At 71.2% G+C, this 16,924-nt stretch carries 21 protein-coding genes; 8 read left to right on the top strand and 13 right to left on the bottom strand.

Annotation, left to right across the window (positions count from 1 at the left end; genetic code table 11):
• Position 1: 1 nt before the first annotated feature.
• Positions 2-781: a DUF4241 domain-containing protein gene (locus QP939_RS26005; protein WP_285459482.1), complete on the bottom strand. Its 780-nt coding sequence runs from the start codon at positions 779-781 to the stop codon at positions 2-4.
• A gap of 284 nt (positions 782-1,065) precedes the next feature.
• Positions 1,066-1,584, bottom strand: a complete 519-nt coding sequence (locus tag QP939_RS26010) for a MarR family winged helix-turn-helix transcriptional regulator (RefSeq protein ID WP_285459483.1) — start codon at positions 1,582-1,584, stop codon at positions 1,066-1,068.
• 55 nt (positions 1,585-1,639) lie between these two features.
• Between QP939_RS26010 and QP939_RS26015 the strand changes: the two genes are divergently transcribed.
• Positions 1,640-2,359: an SDR family NAD(P)-dependent oxidoreductase gene (locus tag QP939_RS26015; RefSeq protein WP_285459485.1), complete on the top strand. Its 720-nt coding sequence runs from the start codon at positions 1,640-1,642 to the stop codon at positions 2,357-2,359.
• An 80-nt stretch (positions 2,360-2,439) separates the two neighbouring features.
• Here QP939_RS26015 and QP939_RS26020 read toward each other — a convergent pair whose 3' ends face one another.
• Positions 2,440-2,796, bottom strand: coding sequence for a glycogen operon protein GlgX (locus QP939_RS26020; protein WP_285459487.1), 357 nt, complete (start codon positions 2,794-2,796; stop codon positions 2,440-2,442).
• A 222-nt stretch (positions 2,797-3,018) separates the two neighbouring features.
• On the opposite strand from QP939_RS26020, the gene QP939_RS26025 reads away from it, so the two are divergent.
• Positions 3,019-3,744, top strand: coding sequence for a TetR family transcriptional regulator (locus QP939_RS26025; RefSeq protein ID WP_285459488.1), 726 nt, complete (start codon positions 3,019-3,021; stop codon positions 3,742-3,744).
• Between the two features lie 189 nt (positions 3,745-3,933).
• The gene (locus QP939_RS26030) at positions 3,934-5,034 is read left to right on the top strand and encodes a T6SS phospholipase effector Tle1-like catalytic domain-containing protein (protein WP_285459489.1); all 1,101 of its coding nucleotides are present in this window, start codon (positions 3,934-3,936) and stop codon (positions 5,032-5,034) included.
• A gap of 87 nt (positions 5,035-5,121) precedes the next feature.
• On the opposite strand, the gene QP939_RS26035 is transcribed toward QP939_RS26030, so the two are convergent.
• Positions 5,122-5,361, bottom strand: coding sequence for a DUF397 domain-containing protein (locus tag QP939_RS26035; RefSeq protein ID WP_285459490.1), 240 nt, complete (start codon positions 5,359-5,361; stop codon positions 5,122-5,124).
• A gap of 67 nt (positions 5,362-5,428) precedes the next feature.
• Positions 5,429-6,361 (bottom strand): Scr1 family TA system antitoxin-like transcriptional regulator, encoded by a 933-nt coding sequence (locus QP939_RS26040; protein ID WP_285459491.1) that lies wholly within the window; start codon positions 6,359-6,361, stop codon positions 5,429-5,431.
• Positions 6,362-6,501: 140 nt separating this feature from the next.
• On the opposite strand from QP939_RS26040, the gene QP939_RS26045 reads away from it, so the two are divergent.
• Positions 6,502-7,128 carry a hypothetical protein gene (locus tag QP939_RS26045; RefSeq protein ID WP_285459493.1) on the top strand — a complete coding sequence of 209 codons (627 nt, stop codon included), beginning with the start codon at positions 6,502-6,504 and terminating at the stop codon, positions 7,126-7,128.
• Between the two features lie 45 nt (positions 7,129-7,173).
• On the opposite strand, the gene QP939_RS26050 is transcribed toward QP939_RS26045, so the two are convergent.
• Entirely contained in the window at positions 7,174-7,833 is a 660-nt protein-coding gene (locus tag QP939_RS26050) for a DUF4097 family beta strand repeat-containing protein (RefSeq protein WP_285459495.1), read from the bottom strand.
• 140 nt (positions 7,834-7,973) lie between these two features.
• Positions 7,974-8,501 (bottom strand): hypothetical protein, encoded by a 528-nt coding sequence (locus QP939_RS26055; protein WP_285459496.1) that lies wholly within the window; start codon positions 8,499-8,501, stop codon positions 7,974-7,976.
• A gap of 113 nt (positions 8,502-8,614) precedes the next feature.
• Here QP939_RS26055 and QP939_RS26060 point away from each other — a divergent pair, with 113 nt between their 5' ends.
• Entirely contained in the window at positions 8,615-8,818 is a 204-nt protein-coding gene (locus tag QP939_RS26060; protein ID WP_434219663.1) for a hypothetical protein, read from the top strand.
• 8 nt (positions 8,819-8,826) lie between these two features.
• Here QP939_RS26060 and QP939_RS26065 read toward each other — a convergent pair whose 3' ends face one another.
• From QP939_RS26065 to QP939_RS26075, 3 genes are read right to left on the bottom strand one after another with little or no spacing between them, the layout of a single operon-like run.
• The gene (locus QP939_RS26065; protein ID WP_285459497.1) at positions 8,827-9,435 is read right to left on the bottom strand and encodes a LutC/YkgG family protein; all 609 of its coding nucleotides are present in this window, start codon (positions 9,433-9,435) and stop codon (positions 8,827-8,829) included.
• Positions 9,432-10,925 carry a lactate utilization protein B gene (locus QP939_RS26070; RefSeq protein WP_285459499.1) on the bottom strand — a complete coding sequence of 498 codons (1,494 nt, stop codon included), beginning with the start codon at positions 10,923-10,925 and terminating at the stop codon, positions 9,432-9,434. The genes QP939_RS26065 and QP939_RS26070 overlap by 4 nt, the downstream gene beginning before the upstream one ends.
• Entirely contained in the window at positions 10,922-11,671 is a 750-nt protein-coding gene (locus QP939_RS26075; protein ID WP_285459500.1) for a (Fe-S)-binding protein, read from the bottom strand. Before QP939_RS26075 ends, QP939_RS26070 begins: the two co-directional genes overlap by 4 nt.
• 81 nt (positions 11,672-11,752) lie before the next feature.
• Here QP939_RS26075 and QP939_RS26080 point away from each other — a divergent pair, with 81 nt between their 5' ends.
• A complete protein-coding gene (locus tag QP939_RS26080) occupies positions 11,753-12,496 on the top strand; it encodes a FadR/GntR family transcriptional regulator (protein ID WP_285459502.1) in 744 nt (247 codons plus the stop codon).
• On the opposite strand, the gene QP939_RS26085 is transcribed toward QP939_RS26080, so the two are convergent.
• Complete coding sequence (locus QP939_RS26085; RefSeq protein WP_285459504.1) at positions 12,453-13,556, bottom strand: epoxide hydrolase family protein; 1,104 nt, start codon at positions 13,554-13,556, stop codon at positions 12,453-12,455. The two genes, QP939_RS26080 and QP939_RS26085, sit on opposite strands and share 44 nt — an antisense overlap.
• A gap of 84 nt (positions 13,557-13,640) precedes the next feature.
• On the opposite strand from QP939_RS26085, the gene QP939_RS26090 reads away from it, so the two are divergent.
• Positions 13,641-14,201, top strand: coding sequence for a CGNR zinc finger domain-containing protein (locus QP939_RS26090; protein ID WP_285459505.1), 561 nt, complete (start codon positions 13,641-13,643; stop codon positions 14,199-14,201).
• Positions 14,202-14,204: 3 nt separating this feature from the next.
• Here QP939_RS26090 and QP939_RS26095 read toward each other — a convergent pair whose 3' ends face one another.
• Positions 14,205-14,543, bottom strand: coding sequence for a hypothetical protein (locus QP939_RS26095; RefSeq protein WP_285459507.1), 339 nt, complete (start codon positions 14,541-14,543; stop codon positions 14,205-14,207).
• Positions 14,544-14,719: 176 nt separating this feature from the next.
• On the bottom strand, positions 14,720-15,562 hold the full coding sequence (locus tag QP939_RS26100; RefSeq protein ID WP_285459509.1) for a TIGR03620 family F420-dependent LLM class oxidoreductase: 843 nt from the start codon (positions 15,560-15,562) through the stop codon (positions 14,720-14,722).
• Between the two features lie 90 nt (positions 15,563-15,652).
• Here QP939_RS26100 and QP939_RS26105 point away from each other — a divergent pair, with 90 nt between their 5' ends.
• Entirely contained in the window at positions 15,653-16,624 is a 972-nt protein-coding gene (locus QP939_RS26105; protein WP_285459510.1) for a LysR family transcriptional regulator, read from the top strand.
• Positions 16,625-16,924: the final 300 nt, after the last annotated feature.

The raw sequence follows: 16,924 nt of genomic DNA on the forward strand, positions 1-16,924 counted from the left end.
GTCAGTCGATCACGGAGAAGTCGACGACGAACTGGGCGACGGCCCCGGAAGCGGTGTAGCCGATCCAGGTCGGGTAGGAGCCGTCGCCCCAGCCGGCGCCGAAGGCGATCACGTTGGGCCCGGTGGCCGGGTCCCGCAGGGACACCCCGGCCGAGTCGTCGTCCTGGTCGAGGGCGGGGATCAGCGGGCCGTCGCCGCCGGCGACGAGACGGCAGAGCGAGGGGGTCGCGCTCGCGTCGAGGAGGGCGGCGAGCCCGCTGTCGACGCCGAAGCCGTAGTACTCGTTGGGCCCGAGCTTCGCGGGGTCCTCGCCGGGGGAGAAGGCGAGCGCCCAGCGGGTCACCGGCTCGGGGCGCACGAGCACCCGTGCGGCGGCGACCCGGATGGTCCCGGGCGTGGCGGTGAACCGCACCCTGGAAAGGGAAACGGGGTAGCTGCCGGGCGGCACGGTGACCAGGAACGGCGTGTCGAGGTCGTCCTCGTACGTCGGATCGCCCGCGATGAGCCGCCCGGTCGGCAGGTCGAGCTTGGCGACGTCGGCAACCTCGATCACGGCGTCCTCACCACCCGCACGCACGGCGGCACCGGAGCGGAAGAGCTGCTCGAAGCCGTCACGGCGCAACGGGCGTTCCGGTTCGTCCGCGTAGGCCATGGTCCGCACCGGCGTACCGCACGCGGCTTTGGCCTGCGCGGGACGGCTTTCGCGCTGGGACGTCAGGACGCCGACGACCACGATGGCGGCCAGCACCAGGCCGACCACGATCTTCGCTCTTACCCCCATGGCGGGGAGCCTACCGAGGCCGCCGCGCGGCGAAGCCGTCGAGCAGGCAGTCGAGGCCGAGTGCGAACGGCCGGAGCATCAGGTCGACCAGGCCTCCTGGTCAGCGCGGGACGCCGCGCGCGTCGGCGAGGTCGACGGCCGCGCGTTGCCCCGGCCCGGTGGCTCGTACATTGAACTGTACGACGTACACCTTCCGGGCGGGTCGATGCTGCGGGGGATCACCTACGACACGGGGCGTTCTGGTTCACGTTCGCCGGGTACGAATCCCCGCGGCGAGGTTCGCTTCACCACAGGCTTTCCTCGAGCTTGGCGAGCAGTTTCGTGAGGGCCGTGCGCTCGGTCTGCGTCAGGTCGTCGACGAGCTCGGCTTCGTGGTCGAGCAGCTGTCGGACGGTGGCTTCGATGAGCTGGTGCCCGGCATCGGTGAGCTTGACGGCGACGGCCCGGCGCGAGGCCGTGGAGGGAGCCCGTTCGACGAGCCCGGCTTGTTCGGCGCGGGCGACGCGTTGCGAGACGGCCCCCGCGGTGACCAGGGTGCGGCGCGTGATCTCCCGGGTGGTGAGCTCGTAGGGCGGCCCGGCCCGCCGGATGACGCTCAGCAGGTCCAAAGTGGACGGATCGACGCCGAGCTCGGCGAGGGTGCGCCGCCGGTCGTCGGCGAGGAGCTTGGCGATGCGCCAGACCGGCGTGATGATCCGGATGGAGTCGGTGCGCACGCCCGGGAGTTCGCGCTCCCAGGCGTCGGCGATGTCCGCGGCGGGCCAGCGCAGGATCGCTTCCATGGGGTAGCTGTCGTTGGACATCCGCGGCTCCTCGCTGTTACGTTTAGAGCTAAACGTAGCAGAGAGGAGGACAGCGGTGAGTCGCAAGGTGCTGGTCACCGGTGGTGGCGGCGGTCTCGGCAAGGCGGTGGCGGCGCGGTTCCGCGAGGCGGGCGACGAGGTGGTGGTGACGGGCCGCAAGGCCGACCGCCTGACCCGGACGGCCGCCGAGCTCGGCGCGCGCCCGGTTCCCTGCGACGCCACGGATCCGGCGCAGGTGGCCCGGCTGGCCGAGGAGCTGGGGCCGGAGCTGGACGTGCTCGTCAACATGGCGGGCGCGAACACCGACATCGGCGCGGCTTGGTCCCCGGGTCTCGACGGGGTCCTCGCGGCGTGGCGGGCCAATCTGGACGCGAACCTGCTCAGCGCGGTCCTGACGACGACGGCGGTGCTCGAAAAGCTGCGGCCGGGCGGGACGATCGTGAACATCGGCTCGATCGGCGCGGAGTACGCATCATCGTCTTACGGGGCGGCGAAGGCGGCCTTGGCGGCGTGGACGGCGGGGCTGTCTTCGGAGGTCGGGCCTCGCGGGGTGACGGCCAACCTGATCGCGCCGGGGTACATCGCGGAGACGGACTTCTTCCACGGACGGTTGAGCGAGGAGCGGCGCTCGGCGTTGATCGCGGCGACGCACAACGGCCGGGCCGGGCAGCCGGAGGACGTGGCGGAGACGACGTATTTCCTGGCTTCGGCGGGAGCGCGGCACATCACGGGTCAGACGATCCACGTGAACGGCGGCGCCCACACGACCCGCTGACGTCTTGAATGAGTCATTCAGGTCTTCGGTGGTCCTGAATGACTCATTCAGGACCACCGGGCTCGGCGGGACGTGCGGTCCTACCGCTCGCGGGCGGGAATCGCCGCGAGGACCGCGTCCAAGCTGGGGAGCCACCGCTGCTGCGGGTTCGGTGCCGCGACCCACTCGGTCGCGATGTCGGTGCGCCGCGAGCCGATCGGCAACGGCAGCAGCGCGCCCCACGCCAGCACTTCCACGTCCTTCGGCAGGGCGGCGCGCGGCGGGATCAGCCCGTCCGTCTCCGCGAGCACCGCGACCCGCTGCCCGCGCTGCGTGGCCATCGTCATCGCCGGGCCTTCGCACCCGATCGCCGCCAGCCGGGCCAGCACCGGGGCCGCGCTCAACTTGGGCACGGTCACCGCGCAGATCCCGTTCTCCAGCGACAGGAACGGCTGCATCCCGCGCCACCGCACCGACCACCCGAACAACCGTCCGTAGTAGGCCTCGGCCCGATCCCGGCCGGCTCCCGCCGCGCGACGGACTCCATCGGCTGCACCTGCTGGTCGAGCGACATCTTCGGCGCCTTCCGCTCGCGGGAGAGGGGCCGGGTGGCCCGCGTTCGCCGTCCAGCCTAACGGCACTGAGTGCCGTTAGCAAGGCCGGCTGCTACCGTCCGGCCCATGACGGATTCGCCGCGCCGGGTGCCGGCCACCCGGGCCGGAGCGACCCCCGCCGGGCGGCGGCGGCTGCGTCGCGCCCTCGCCTCCGCGGCCGTGGACCTGTTCGTGGCCAACGGCTACGAGGCCACCACGGTGGACGAGATCGCCGCCGCGGCCGGGGTCGGGCGGCGGACGTTCTTCCGGTACTTCGACGCGAAGGACGACGTCCTCTTCGCGAACCACGACGAGATCGTCGCCGAGATGGAGGAGGCGTTCACCGCCGCGGACCCGGCGCGCGACCCGGTCGAGGTCGCGTGCGAGGCCGTCGGCCTCGTCCTCGACTCCTACGCCGCCGACCTGGACGTCTCGCTCAAGCGGTTCACCCTGACCCGGACCGTGCCGGCGTTGCGGGACAAGGAAGTCGCGACCGTCGACCGCTACCAGCGCGTGCTCGCCCGCTACCTGCGCGCGCGGTTCGAGGAGCGCGGAGACGAGCAGGCGAGCGTGCGCGCGGCCGTCGTCGCGGCGGCGATCGCGGCGGCCAACAACCACGTCCTCCGGCGCTGGCTGCGCGACGGCGGCGAGGACGACATCGCGGCCAGCGCGGCCGCGGCGTTCGCCCTGGTGATCGACGCCTTCGGGGACCGCGCCCAGCGTGAGGACAAGACGGTGGTCGCGGTGATGTCCACGGCGGCGCCCCTGCACGAGGTCATCGCCCAGGTGAGCGCGGCCCTGCGCGGCGGCTGAGTCAGGTTGGCACTCAGTGCCACCGACGTCGAACCCAGCAGAGCCACTCGAACCGGTGACCGGATTACTCCGTTAGGGTGCCGTGACGGGTGAGGGGTAACCGCGTGCCCGCTCCCGCGACCCACAGAGCAGGCAGGGGCAGACAGGGCCGGCGCCGGCCCGCCTGCCGCGGCGTCCGGGGAGGGCGACATGAAACGTCTGGTGATCTGCTGCGACGGCACCTGGAACACACCCGACCAGGCCAAAGAGGGCCACCCGTGCCCGACGAACGTCACGAAGCTGGCGCTGGGCGTCGCCGAATCCGACGGCGACGTCGCCCAGCGGCTCTACTACCACCGCGGCGTGGGCTCGTACGGACGGCCGCGGATCCGCGGGGGCGCGTTCGGCGTCGGCCTGTCCCGCGACGTGCGCCGCGCCTACCGCTTCATCGTCGACAACTACGAGCCCGGCGACGAGCTGTTCCTCTTCGGGTTCAGCCGCGGCGCCTTCACCGCCCGCAGCGTCGCCGGTCTCATCCACAACGCGGGCGTGCTGCGCGCCGAGAACGCGCACCGGCTCGAAGACGCGTACGCGTTGTACCGCGCGCGAGCCGTCAAGCCGCGTGACATCGAGTCCGAGCTGTTCCGCCGCTCGTACAGCCACGAGTCGTCGACGTTCAAGACCCGGATCCGGTTCATCGGCGTCTGGGACACGGTGGGCGCGCTGGGCATCCCGACTCTCGGCCCGAAGTTCCTGACCAACTGGGTCAACCGCCGCTTCGCCTTCCACAACACCGAACTCAGCAGCCGGGTCGACGCGGCTTTCCACGCGCTCGCGATCGACGAAAAGCGCCGCGCGTTCAAGCCGACGTCGTGGTCGAAGCGCGACGAGGTCCGCGGCCAGCGGATCGAGCAGGTGTGGTTCCCGGGCGTGCACAGCGACGTCGGCGGCGGCTACCGGGAGGGCGAGCTGGCCGACGTTTCGCTGCGGTGGATGGCCTCCCGCGCGGAGGAGAACGGCCTGGCGTTCCGGCCCGGAGCGTTCACGAAGTCCGGTGACTGGGGCGTGCCGGGAACGGACCTCCCCGCGGTCGACCCGGACCCGCTGGGCACGCTGCACGAGTCCCGCACGGGCGTGTACCGCATGCAGCGCAGGCTGTACCGCCTGGAGACCGACGACGGCCGGGGAGCGGGGGTCGCCGTCGCGTCCACGGCCGCCGAGCGCTTCGACGAGCTGGAGACGTACCGGCCGCGGGGGTACGCGGAGTTCGTGGGCCGGTACCCGACGCGCGAAATCGACTGGGAACGCTGATCGGCGGCGGCCCGGTGGTCTCACACGACGTCGTGCGAGGCCACCGGGCGCTCGCGTCACATCAACCGCGGAAAGGTGATGTGACGGCTACGAACCAGGTTCGCGCTCCGACAGCGGATGGGTGGCCACGATGCTCAGAAAAGCCGACCAGCCCGCGCCGCCGGTGCTCATGACCGGGGAGTCGGCCCGTTTGTCCTTGCTGTCTCGGATCGAGACGACCCCTCCGGTGAGGTTGACCTCCACGCAGCTGCCCAAAGCGTTGGAATAGCTGCTCTTGAACCAGCCGTCACGGCTGGTCCCGGAGGTCGGCCTGCTTTGCCCGTTCACTCTTCTCCCGTCAATCGCGAATCACCAGCGTCGTGCTGCCGGTGACCGAATCATCGAGAGCTTTCTGTCATGCGCGGCCCGCCGGCAGGTCTCGGGCGCACTGGCGCACCAGCTCCAGTGTTTCGAACTCGTCGAGAGCCTGCTCCCGAGCGTCCGAATAGGTGCGAGAGATGTCGCGGACCCGGGCCTCGTCGCTGATGATGGAAAACGTCGAAACGGTCTCCTGCCAAGCCAGCGTCGGCAACGCCGGCTTGTCGAAGTCGATCAGGTGCACGGTGGGGGCGCCGAACAGGCCGCACGCCGGTGCGGTGAACGGGACCACCCGGACACTGATCGTCTTCCGTCGTTCCAGTATCAGCCTTTCCAGGTGTTCGAGCTGGTCACGCAGTACGTGCGCGCCGCCGATCCGCTGACGCAGGGCCGCCTCGCTCAGGACCGCGGTCAGGCGAAGTGGCTCATCGCCGCCGAGCCGGGCTTGGCGCCGCATCCGGATGTCGACCCGCTGCTGGATCTCGTCCGGCCGCACGACGACGGCCGGTTCGATCACCGCACGGGCGTAGTCCGGGGTTTGCAGCAGACCTGGAATCAAGAGGCTTTCGTAGTCCCGGACTCCCTGCGCGCCGTATTCGAAACCGAGCATGCGCTGAACTTCGGTGTTGAGCAGCTTCGAATAATCCGACCACCAGCCTCGCTCTTTCGCCGCCTCCCGGAGGGAGAGCAGCCGGCGCCCTTCGTCTTCGCCGATCCCGAACAGGTCGATGACCTTCCGGAGGTTCTCGACGGTGAGCACCTTGCGCTCGTTCTCGACGGCGGACCAGTAGTTGCGCGTGAAGCCCAACTCCCGCGTGATCGTCGAGACGTCGATGCCGCGGCGCTCGCGGCAGTCGCGGAGCCGTAGAGCGAGTTCCCATGTGGCGACGACAGGGGAGGTATGGGGTGCCACGACACTCCTCCCGACGTCGACGACCGTGCCCCGAGGCGCGATGATCACCCGGTGCACGTGCATGGTTACGGTAACCAAACGATACCTCGGTTCCCGTGGCTGCGGAGTGTAGCGGCGGCCTATGGTCAAGCTTCAAGGTGTACTAGTACACCCGGTCTCGGCCTCAGCGCGGCGATGCGAGTCAACGGGGAGGAACCATGGCGTCGCAACCGGATTGTGGCGTACGGCCGCACGCGGCCGAGCTCACCACGGCGCACTGCACCATCGTCGGGCTGGACATCGAAGGCTTCGGGCAGCACCACCGCAGCAACCCCAACCGCGTGCGCATGAGAGACGGCCTCTACGAGGCGGTCGAGCGCGCTTTCGGCGTGGCCGGAATCCCCTGGACGAACTGCCGGAGCGGCGACCGCGGCGACGGCGTCATCGTCCTCGTCTCCGCCGAGGTCCCCAAGATCCGGTGCGCGGACGGCCTCCCGGACGCGCTGGCCGGCGAGCTGTGCCGGTACAACGCCACGCACCCGCCGGAGGAGCGGATCCGGCTGCGCGTCGCGATCCACGCGGGTGAGATCAACTACGACCGGCACGGGTTCACCGGGGCGTCGGTGATCCACGCCTGCCGGCTGCTGGACTCTCCCGCGATCAGAGCGGTCCTCGCCGGGAACGCCGCGCCGCTGGCCGTGATCAGTTCGGCGTGGTTTTTCGACGAGGTGATCCGCCACAGCGAGCACAGCAGCGCGGCCGCGTACCGGCGATCCGTCGTCACGAACAAGGAAACCACCGCCCAGGCGTGGATCCGGCTGGTGCCGGAGACCGCGGATCGATGACCGCTACGGGCGGCGGCCCGGCAACCCGGGCCGCCGCCGAACCGGTCAGCGGCTCGCCGCCGTGATGTCGCCGTGGGAGGTGGTCGCGTGGATGGCCAACTCCGCGCCCCCATTGTTCTTCAGGCTGTTGCTGACGCGCCCGTAAGACGTCCCGGCGTCCAAAGTGGCCGAAACCCCGGCCGCGGCGCCGATCGTGATCGCGCCCGACTGCGTCCGCAGCACCACCTTGCCGCGCACCGCCTCGGTGATGCGGATGTCTCCGCGGGCCGTGCTGATCTCCGCGGGGCCGCCCAGTCGGCCGATCTCGACGTCGCCGTCCGTGGCCGTCAGGTGGACGCTCTCCGCTTCGTCGAGCTTGATGTGGCGGTACGCGCCGTCGAACCGGACGTCGCCGAGGCGGCCGGTGCCGCGCAGCTCCGAGCTGGCCGACTCGGCCTCGACGCGCGATCCCGACGGCAGCTCGAGCGTGACCGCCACCGAACCGGCGCGGCCGAGCGTCCCGGGAGGTGGGGTCTGGACCCGCAGGACGCCGTCGGCGTACGTGATCGTCGTCTGCTCGGCCGTCTTGACGTCGCGGCTCTTGGCGGGGTCGGCGGGCCGGACCTCGACCGTCGTGTCCGCGCGGTCGGCGGCGACCAGCCGGACGCGGCCCGCGGTCAGGGCGAGAACGGCGGTGATCGGGGCGGGGGTGGCGAAGGTCTGCATCGTGACTCCTGTGGTCCTCCCGGCGGCCCCGCTGGTGGGGCCGCCGCTGATGGGAACCACGATCGCCGGGCGTCCTGACACGCCGCGGCCACCGCGCTGACACGGCGCCGCGGCCCGTGACCGTCCGATGAGGACGCCGGTCAGTCCGTGATGTACCACTGCCCGCCGCGCAGCTCCAGCACCGTGTCACCGAGGTCGCCGTCGGTGAACTTCACGCTGGACTGTACGGCCTTGGCCGGGATTTCGACCTTCTTCGCGCCCTCGGTGATCCGGCTCCGGTCGACGGTGGCGCTCTGCAGCGCGCGCCGCTGCGCCGCGCTGAACATCTTGAACGAGATCGGCAGCGTCTGCTCGCACGGCCCGAAGCCCTGGTCTTCCGCCTGCTTGGCGGCGGGCGCGGCGATCTCGCAGGCGGTGGTGACGTCCTCGTTGCCGACGGCGTGCAGATAGGTTTCGAACCGCTCGACCGCCCCGGCGGCCTTCGCCGGAGCCGACGTCGCGGTGGTCGCGGGCGGCGTGGAGGTGGGCGTCGCCGAGGTCACGGCCGAAGTCGAGGCAGGCGGCGGAGCGGTGTTCGACCCCGCCGCGCTGTCGCCTCCCCCGCCCGAGCAACCGGCGATCAGCAGGGCCACGCCCGTGGCCAGGACGGGCAGTGCGCGAGCGGACATGGAACACCCTTTCAAGTCGGGAAGATCGGCCGGAGCATAGGTGACCGCGGGTCGGCGCCGGGGCGTTTTCCGGAAATTTCGACGCTTTGACCAGGAGTTAGTGACACGTTTGTGTGAAACGCCACCGGCTCACCAGGAGCGGCGGCACGGACCTGGACCTCGTCCTCCGGGCCCGGGGCGTCGACTCGGTGACCCTTGCCGGGGTGGCGACGAGCGCGATGGTCGCCGCGACCGGCTCGGCCGTGCACGACTTCTTCGTGGCGCGGGTCTTCCCGAGCCGCGGCTTCGACGTCGCAGTCAGCACCGACTGGCACTGAACCCGGCGTCAGGACACGACGAGCACGACGAGGCGGCGCGGGCCGTGCACGCCTTCGACGCGGTCGAGTTCGATGTCGGACGTCGCGCTCGGGCCGCTGATCCACGTCTGCGGCCGTCTCGGGTCGAGGCGCGCGACCGCAGCCGGGACGTCGGGCACCACCTGGTCGGCCCGCACGACGCAGACGTGCAGGTCAGGGATGAGGGTGACGGCCCGGCGGCCCTGGCCCGGCCCGTGGTCGAGCACGATGGTGCCGGTTTCGGCGATGCCGAGGGTGGCCGTGGTGACCACGCCGTCGACCGCGTCGAGGTCGGCGACCGGGGTCGCCGCGTCCGGCACGGCGTTCGCGGGGCGCAGGGCGTCCGGCAGGTCCGCGGGCACCACGATCCGTTCCGTGCCCGCGCACGCCGTGGCGATCTCGGCCGGGAGTTCGGCCTCCGTGCACCGCACGACCGTCGCCCGGTAGTCGGCGACGCGCTCGGCGAAGAGCGCGAGGTGCTCGGGGGTGGCGGCGACCGGCGCCGGTTTGTCGACGGCGATGTCGGCGGCCGACTCGCCGGCGGGGACGTCGCGCAGGGCCGCGCGCACGCGGCCGAGGATGGCGTCGCGCGCGTTCACCGGCCGTCCTCCTGCTCTTCCCGGGTGCCGCCTTCGGTGCGGTCCCACCACGCGCGGAACGACTCCCGCGGCGGCACCGGCACGTCCCGGGCGTCGGACCACGCCGACGCCGGCCACGGGAGGGCGCCGAGCGCGCCGCGGCCGCCGGGGGCCCGGCGTTTCGTCCGGCCCAGCACGCGGCCGACGACGCCGGAGACCTTCTCGACCGCCGCGGTGCGCCGCGCGTCGCCGAGTGCCCACGCCGCCGCCTTCATCGCCAGGTTCTGCACCTTCGGCTGGTTCCGGTGCGCGTCGACGACCTGGGTGCGCAGGTGGACCAGCACCTCCGGGATGTCGATCCGCACCGGGCAGACGTCGAAGCACGCCCCGCAAAGACTCGACGCGTAGGGCAGCGAGTCGACCTGTTCGTCGTGCCCGGTGCCCCGCAGCATCGGCGTGAGGATCGCGCCGATCGGGCCCGGGTAGACCGAGCCGTAGCTGTGGCCACCGGTGCGTTCGTAGACCGGGCAGACGTTGAGGCAGGCCGAGCAGCGGATGCACCGCAACGCCTGGCGGCCCACCTCGTCGGCGAGGACGTCGGTGCGGCCGTTGTCGAGCAGCACCACGTGGACTTCCTGCGGACCGTCGCCGGGCGTCACGCCGGTCCACATCGACGTGTACGGGTTCATCCGCTCGCCGGTGGAGCAGCGGGGCAGCAGTTGCAGGAAGACGTCGAGGTCGGCCCAGGTCGGCACCAGCTTCTCGATGCCGACGACACTGACCAGCACCTCCGGCAGCGTCAGGCACATCCGGCCGTTGCCCTCGCTCTCGACGACGGCGAGCGTCCCGGTTTCCGCGACGGCGAAGTTCACGCCGGACACGGCGACCTTCGCCCGCAGGAACTTCTCGCGCAGGTGGGCGCGCGCGGCGGCGGCGAGGTCGGCGGGCGCGTCGGTGAGCCCGTCCGGCGCCGGACGGCCGTGGCGGCCCATCTCCCGCAGGAAGATCTCGCGGACCTCGGACCGGTTGCGGTGGATGGCGGGCACCAGGATGTGGCTCGGCAGGTCCTCGCCGAGCTGGACGATCAGCTCGGCCAAGTCCGTTTCCCAGGCGTGGATACCGGCGGCCTCGAGCGCGTCGTTCAGCTCGATCTCGGCGGTCGCCATCGACTTCACCTTGACGACCTCGTCGGTGCCGTGGCGCCGCGCGATGTCGACGACGATCCGGTTGGCCTCGGCGGCGTCGCGGGCCCAGTGCACGGTGGCACCGGCCGCGGTCAGCGACTCTTCGAGCTGGACGAGGTAGGTGTCGAGGTGGCGCAGGGTGCGGTCCTTCAGGGCCGCACCGGCCAGCCGCAGCCGTTCCCACTCGGCGACTTCGCCGACGACGGCGGCGCGCTTGGCCCGGATGGTGCCGGTGGCGTGGGCGAGGTTGCGGCGCAGCTGGGTGTCCGCGAGCGCTTTCCTGGCGGCGGTCGGGAAGGCGGGCGTGCCCAGGAACGTGGTGCTCATCGGGCGGCTCCGGCGACGACGTGCTCGGTGGCGGCGAGGATCTCGGCGAGGTGCATCACGCGCACCCCGGCCCGCTGGCGGGAGAGCAGGCCGCCGATGTGCATGAGGCACGAGTTGTCCCCGGCCACGAGGACTTCGGCGCCGGACTCCCGCACGTGGCGTGCTTTGTCGGAGCCCATCGCCACCGACGTCTCGGAGTTCTTCACGGCGAACGTCCCGCCGAAGCCGCAGCATTCGGTCGCCGACGGCAGCTCCCGCAGGCGAAGCCCGCGCACCGCGCGCAGCAGCCGGAGGGGCCGGTCGCCCACCCCGAGCATCCGCAGCGAGTGGCAGGTCGGGTGGTAGGTGACCTGGTGCGGGAAGTACGCGCCGACGTCGACCACGCCCAGGACGTCGATCAGGTACTCGGAAAGCTCGTAGGTCGGCGGCGCTTCTTCGACCGCGCGGATCAGCCCCGGATCCCCGGACCGCTCCGCGACGAGCCGGTGCTGGTGGCGCACCGACCCCGCGCACGAGCCCGAGGGCACGACGATCGCCTCGCACCCGGCGAAGGCGTCGAGGTGGTTGCGCAGGAGCGGGACCGCTTCGTCGAGGTAGCCGGTGTTCACCATCGGCTGGCCGCAGCAGGTTTGCGCGGCGGGGAAGGTCACGTCGACGCCGAGCCGGCGCAGCAAGGTGACCACGGCGCGTCCGGTGTCCGGGTACAAGGCGTCGTTGATGCAGGTCACGAGCAAGCCGACAGGCACGGTGCGCCTCCAACAGCGGGTGGGTGGCTATGGTCGAACCATAGCCACCCGCTACGATCCAGGCAACGGGAGGGGTGCACGTTGGCGACACCGAGCTGGGGTCCGCTCCCGCGGGTCCCCACCTACGAGCTGATCATCGACCGGATCGAGGAGCAGCTGGTTTCCGGCGCGCTCGGGCCGGGCGACCGGCTGCCGCCGGAGCGGGAACTGGCCGCGATGCTGGGCGCGAGCCGCCAGGCGGTGCGGGAGGCGCTGCGCGTGCTGCAGGCGCAGGGCGTGGTCCGCTCACAACAGGGCACCGGGGCCGATTCCGGCACAGTGATCGTCCCGGCGCCGGCGAAGGCGTTGTCCCGCTTGCTGAAGCTGCACCTCGCGGCGGCGTCGTTCCCGGTGGAGGACCTGACGGAAGCCCGGGTGATGGTGGAGCGGACGAGCGCGGCGGCGGCCGCCGGCCACCCGGCGGACCTGACCCGGCTGCACGAACTGCTCGAGGAGATGGAGCAGGACCTCGACCGCGAGGAGTTCAACCCGCTGGACACGGCGTTCCACCTGGCGATCGCCGAATCGGGCGGCAACCGCCTGGTGGGCGAGCTGACAGCGGCGATCCGCGAATCCCTGCGCGGCGCGCTGCTGAGCGGGATGCGCGCCGAGCCGGACTGGCCGTCGTTACGAGAGCAGCTGCGCGCGGAGCACCGCGGAATAGTCGAAGCGATCGCGGCGGGCGACGCGGCGCTGGCGGCCGACCGCAGCGAAGCGCACATCCGCGCGTTCCACCGGCGGCTCAGCAGCGCTGCACGGCCGCGAGACTCGCGCGCAGGTCGTTGACGAAATACCCGGGAACCTCGAGCGACGGGAAGTGGCCGCCGGTTTCGGGGGTGGTCCACCGGACGATCCGCCGGAACCGTTCCTGTGCCCAGGGTCGCGGGCACTTCTCGATGTCGCGGGGGTACACGCTGATCGCCGCGGGAACGTCGACCCGGAGATCGGGATCGAGCGAGTCGTGGCTTTCGTAGTAGATCCGGGCGGCTGACGCGCCGGTCCGCGTCAGCCAATAGAGCGTGACGTCGTCGAGAACGCGGTCTCGGGGAACGGTCACGTCGGTCCACTCGGTGAACTTGTCGAGGATCCAGGCGAGCAAACCGACGGGCGAGTCGACGAGGGAGTAGCCGATGGTCTGCGGCCGGGCCGCCTGCTGCTTCGCGTAAGCCGCGCGGTGGAGCCAGAAATCGCGGGTTTCCTCGGCCCATTCCCGTTCGGACGCGGTCAGGTTGTCGCTGCTCAACCCGGGCGGCGCTTGCGGGGTCAGGGTGTGGATGCCGAGAACCTGCTCCGGGAAGAGGCCACCGAGGATGGTGGTGATGACGCCGCCCCAGTCACCGCCGTGGGCCAGGAACCGCTGGTAGCCGAGCCGGCCCATGAGTTCGACCCAGGCGGCGGCGATCTTTTCGGTACCCCACCCGGGCGCGGTCGGCTTGTCGCTGTACCCGAAGCCGGGCAAGGACGGGGCGACGACGTGGAAGGCGGGGGCGTCGGCGTCGGCCGGATCCGCGATTTCGTCGATGACGTCGATGAATTCGGCCACGCTGCCGGGCCAGCCGTGCGTCAGGATCAGCGGAGTGGCGTCGGCGCGTGTGGATCGCCGGTGCAGGAAGTGGATGCCGAGGCCGTCGATGGTGGTCCGGAACTGCCCGACCCGGTTGAGGCGCGTTTCGAAGGCGCGCCAGTCGTACTCCGTGCGCCAGTAGTCGACGACCTCGGCGAGATCGGCGAGAGGAACGCCTTGGTCCCCGGCGGTTTCGGCTTCCGGAAGCCGAGCGGCGGCAAGCCGCGCACGCAGGTCGTCGAGGTCGGCGTCGGGGGCGTGGGCTTCGAATCGCGTGATCATGAGACCTCCCTGGTCATCGCGTGAACCACCTAAGACGGTTCTAACACGCGTCTCCGGGGAGAGGCAACCTGCTAAGCTGGTTCCATGCGCGCTGGGTTCCCCGAGTTCCGCCTGGGCACGGTGCTGGCGACGAGCTTCACGGGGACGCTGTCGGAGCGGCACGGAAACGCGGTGGAGCGCATCCCGACACCGCAGCGGCTGCTCGATTGGCTGTCGGTGAGCGGCTTGGCGGTGGAGTCGTGCACTTCCGCGCAGCTCGAACTCGCACGCGAGCTGAGGGAAGCAATCCACGCGGCTGCGACCGCGGCTGCTACTGAGGCCCCGCTCCCGTCTGCTGCTGTGCACGTCATCAATTCCCGCAGCGCTGCGGGGCAAGCCGCGGCTGTTCTGACGCCCGAAGGCAAGCGGCGGTGGCAACTCACGTGCGTAGAGGACGCCCTGGGCGTGATCGCGGAGGACGCGATCAGCATCATCGCGGGCGAGAGAGACGGACGGTTGGCGTTGTGCGCGTCACCGACGTGCCAGGCAGCGTTCTTCGACACGAGCCAAAGCCGCACGCGCAGGTGGTGCGACATGAACACGTGCGGCAACCGTCAGAAGAAGGCACGCTTCATCGCCAACCACCGCACGCGGGCGGCGGGATAGTCGTCAGGCTTCGGGAAGCGGCGCGAGCCGGGTGAGTTCGCCGGTGCGCTCGCGAAGATAGACGTCGGCGGTCCGCGCGAAGGCCCACTCGACGACTTCGCGAAAGGTCTCGGCATCAAGGTATTCACCGGGTTCGACATCGGCACCTTTGCTCCAGACGGCCGACCAGGGCCGCCGATGTCCAGGTGCCACCAAGGTGACCCGACCGGTACCGGGCTCGGGCTTGAGCCGTTCGAGAGCTTCTTCTTGACGTTCACGCCAGTCCGGCGGAAGGTCTCGCCGGACTGGCGCCATGACGTCGTCCGAGGTTTCCGTCAGGTGCAGGTGACCGTAGGCAGACATCTAAACATCGGGAAATTGATGATGTTGCGTGTGGAGAGCGCGCAAAGCGAACGCCTTTCCGCGCCGCAATAGCCGCGACGCCCAGCCCAGCCGCGCCGGCCTGGAACCAGGCAGCGTCGGTTTGCTGCGCCATTGCCGTCGTGCCGACCACCCACCAAGTGCACCCAGAGCTGCGGTTACGTCCGCAGCGCCTTCTCAACGCGAGCTGCCTCGGCGATCGCCTGCAGAACGCCGATCACGTCCTCACCCGCCGCGTACACGCCGACGTGGTTCGCCCCCGCCGCCAGTTCCGCGTCGATGCCCGCCGCGATGGCCGTCGCGTCGCCGTGCAGCACGAGCGCGTCGATCAACCGGTCGCTGTACGGGTCGGTGAGATCCTCGTCGGTGTAGCCGATCCTTCGGAGGTTGTTGGCGTAGTTGGCGATGCCCAAGATGGGCCGGACGACGGCCCGGCCGGCCTCTCGAGCGCGTTCGGCATCGGTGTCCAGCACGACGCCGTGGCCGGGCACCACCAGCTTGCCCGGACCGAGCGCCTGCCGGGCGAGGCGGGTGTGTTCGGGCGTCACCTGCAGCGTGATCGTGCCCGCGGCGCGATCACCCGCCAGGCGGAGCATCTTGGGGCCGAGCGCGGCCAGCAGCACGCGCTCGGCGGGGACGCCCGCCGCGGTCAGCGCGTCCAGATAGCTCGCGATCTTCGCTACCGGTGACGCGTAGTCGGCGTTGACTTCGCGGTGGCCGGCGCCGATGCCGATCAGGAGCCGGCCGGGGTGCTTGCCCGCGATCCGGTGGTAGGAGTCCGCTACCTCTTCCGCGTTTTCCTGCCACACGTTGATCACGCTGGTGCCGACCACGATCCGGTTGGTGGCGTCGAGCAGCCGCTCCGCCGGGAGGAGATCCGCGGTCGGCGACGCGGCCAGCCAGATCGCGCCGTAGCCGGCTTCCTCCAGCGCGACGGCATCCTCTGTGGCCGCTTCGGCAGTGATCAGGTACGCGCCGAGCCGTCCCAGTTCGATTGTCATGATCACGACTTCAGCACCGGTCGGCGGCGCGAACCAGCCTCAATCGGTACGTGCTGCGATAAGGTTGCCTTATCGTCGAGGTCAGGCGGGATGGGGACTGTGGAGTTGCGGGCACTGCGTTACTTCGTCGCCGTCGCCGACGAGCTGCACTTCGGCCGGGCGGCCGAGCGGCTGCGTGTTGCGCAACCGGCCGTCAGCCAGCAGATCGCCCGGCTGGAGCGCGAGCTCGGGGTCCGGCTGCTCGACCGGTCTCCCAGGCGGGTCCGGCTCACCCCGGCGGGGCGGCGGGTGCTCGACGCGGCGCGCAACACGCTCGCCGCGGCCGGCCAAGTGCAGATAGCGGCGAAGCAGGTCCCGACGACCGTGCGCATCGGCACGGCCGCGGGGATGACTGCCCGGCTGGAACGCGGTATCGACGCGCTGCGCGAGCGGGCGCCGGAGTTCGACGTGGTGCTGGTCGATCTGCCGGTCGAGGCCCGGCTCGCCGCGCTCCGGCAGGGTGATCTCGACCTGGCGCTGGCCCGGGGCGTGCGTTCCGCGCCCGGGCTCGAGGTGCTGCCGACGTGGAGCGAGCGGCTGTTCGCGGTGGTGTCCCGGCACCACCCGGCCGCGGACCGGGAGGCCGTCGGCTTGGCCGAGCTGGCGGACGACACGCTGCGCGTCCCGGCCCGCGAGTACGACCCACCGCTGCACGACGCGGTGGTCTCGGCTCTGCGCGACACCGGGCTGCACCCGAAGGCGGGCCGGCCGACCGGCACGCTTCAGGACACGATCGTCGAAGTGGGTTCGGAGCCGCGGAGCTGGACGGTGCTGCCCGCCGACCAGGTCGCCGAGGTGCGCTCGACCCGGATTCGCGCGATTCCGCTCGACCCGGCGACGATGATCGCCGGCAGCGTCGTCGTCGCCCCGGAAACGGCGAACAGCGCGGCCGAGTGCGCGGTGGCGGCGTTCCGCGACGAGGTTCCGCACCGTCCATATCTGTCGTGTGGCGGCCCCGTCGACGATTGCCGTCGGACCAGCGGCATCGAGGCCGCGAATCACCAACGCCCACCGGCGTCGTGACCGATCAGGTGGCGACGCGTTCGCGTCACAGCGGTCAGGGCCCTGCGTGACGGACGGCGCTCACCCCGCAGGCGAGCGGTCACCGCCTCCGCGTCGCGAAGGGCACGGATGGCGTTGCGGCCGACGAGCAGCCTCTTCTGCGCGGTCGCTCAAGTGATCCGCAAGCTCGGCAAGAACCCGTCGAACGGGTGGGCGCGAACGTCATGCTCTGCGTCGGCGCCCCGTTGGTCGAGGCGGCGCCCTCCTCGCGTGTGAACGAAGCCGGTGGCCGCGGAACTGCGCGAGTTTCGCCGGGTGGAG

The organism is Amycolatopsis nalaikhensis, assembly GCF_030264295.1.
Classification (GTDB): domain Bacteria; phylum Actinomycetota; class Actinomycetes; order Mycobacteriales; family Pseudonocardiaceae; genus Amycolatopsis; species Amycolatopsis nalaikhensis.

What these genes read in the sequence shown, in the direction of transcription:
- QP939_RS26005 (WP_285459482.1), bottom strand. Translation starts at nt 781, where the DNA reads ATGGGGGTAAGAGCGAAGATCGTGGTCGGCCTGGTGCTGGCCGCCATC.
- QP939_RS26010 (WP_285459483.1), bottom strand. Translation starts at nt 1,584, where the DNA reads ATGTCCAACGACAGCTACCCCATGGAAGCGATCCTGCGCTGGCCCGCC.
- QP939_RS26020 (WP_285459487.1), bottom strand. Translation starts at nt 2,796, where the DNA reads ATGCAGCCGTTCCTGTCGCTGGAGAACGGGATCTGCGCGGTGACCGTG.
- QP939_RS26025 (WP_285459488.1), top strand. Translation starts at nt 3,019, where the DNA reads ATGACGGATTCGCCGCGCCGGGTGCCGGCCACCCGGGCCGGAGCGACC.
- QP939_RS26030 (WP_285459489.1), top strand. Translation starts at nt 3,934, where the DNA reads ATGAAACGTCTGGTGATCTGCTGCGACGGCACCTGGAACACACCCGAC.
- QP939_RS26045 (WP_285459493.1), top strand. Translation starts at nt 6,502, where the DNA reads ATGGCGTCGCAACCGGATTGTGGCGTACGGCCGCACGCGGCCGAGCTC.
- QP939_RS26050 (WP_285459495.1), bottom strand. Translation starts at nt 7,833, where the DNA reads ATGCAGACCTTCGCCACCCCCGCCCCGATCACCGCCGTTCTCGCCCTG.
- QP939_RS26055 (WP_285459496.1), bottom strand. Translation starts at nt 8,501, where the DNA reads ATGTCCGCTCGCGCACTGCCCGTCCTGGCCACGGGCGTGGCCCTGCTG.
- QP939_RS26070 (WP_285459499.1), bottom strand. Translation starts at nt 10,925, where the DNA reads ATGAGCACCACGTTCCTGGGCACGCCCGCCTTCCCGACCGCCGCCAGG.
- QP939_RS26085 (WP_285459504.1), bottom strand. Translation starts at nt 13,556, where the DNA reads ATGATCACGCGATTCGAAGCCCACGCCCCCGACGCCGACCTCGACGAC.
- QP939_RS26090 (WP_285459505.1), top strand. Translation starts at nt 13,641, where the DNA reads ATGCGCGCTGGGTTCCCCGAGTTCCGCCTGGGCACGGTGCTGGCGACG.
- QP939_RS26095 (WP_285459507.1), bottom strand. Translation starts at nt 14,543, where the DNA reads ATGTCTGCCTACGGTCACCTGCACCTGACGGAAACCTCGGACGACGTC.
- QP939_RS26100 (WP_285459509.1), bottom strand. Translation starts at nt 15,562, where the DNA reads ATGACAATCGAACTGGGACGGCTCGGCGCGTACCTGATCACTGCCGAA.
- QP939_RS26105 (WP_285459510.1), top strand. Translation starts at nt 15,653, where the DNA reads ATGGGGACTGTGGAGTTGCGGGCACTGCGTTACTTCGTCGCCGTCGCC.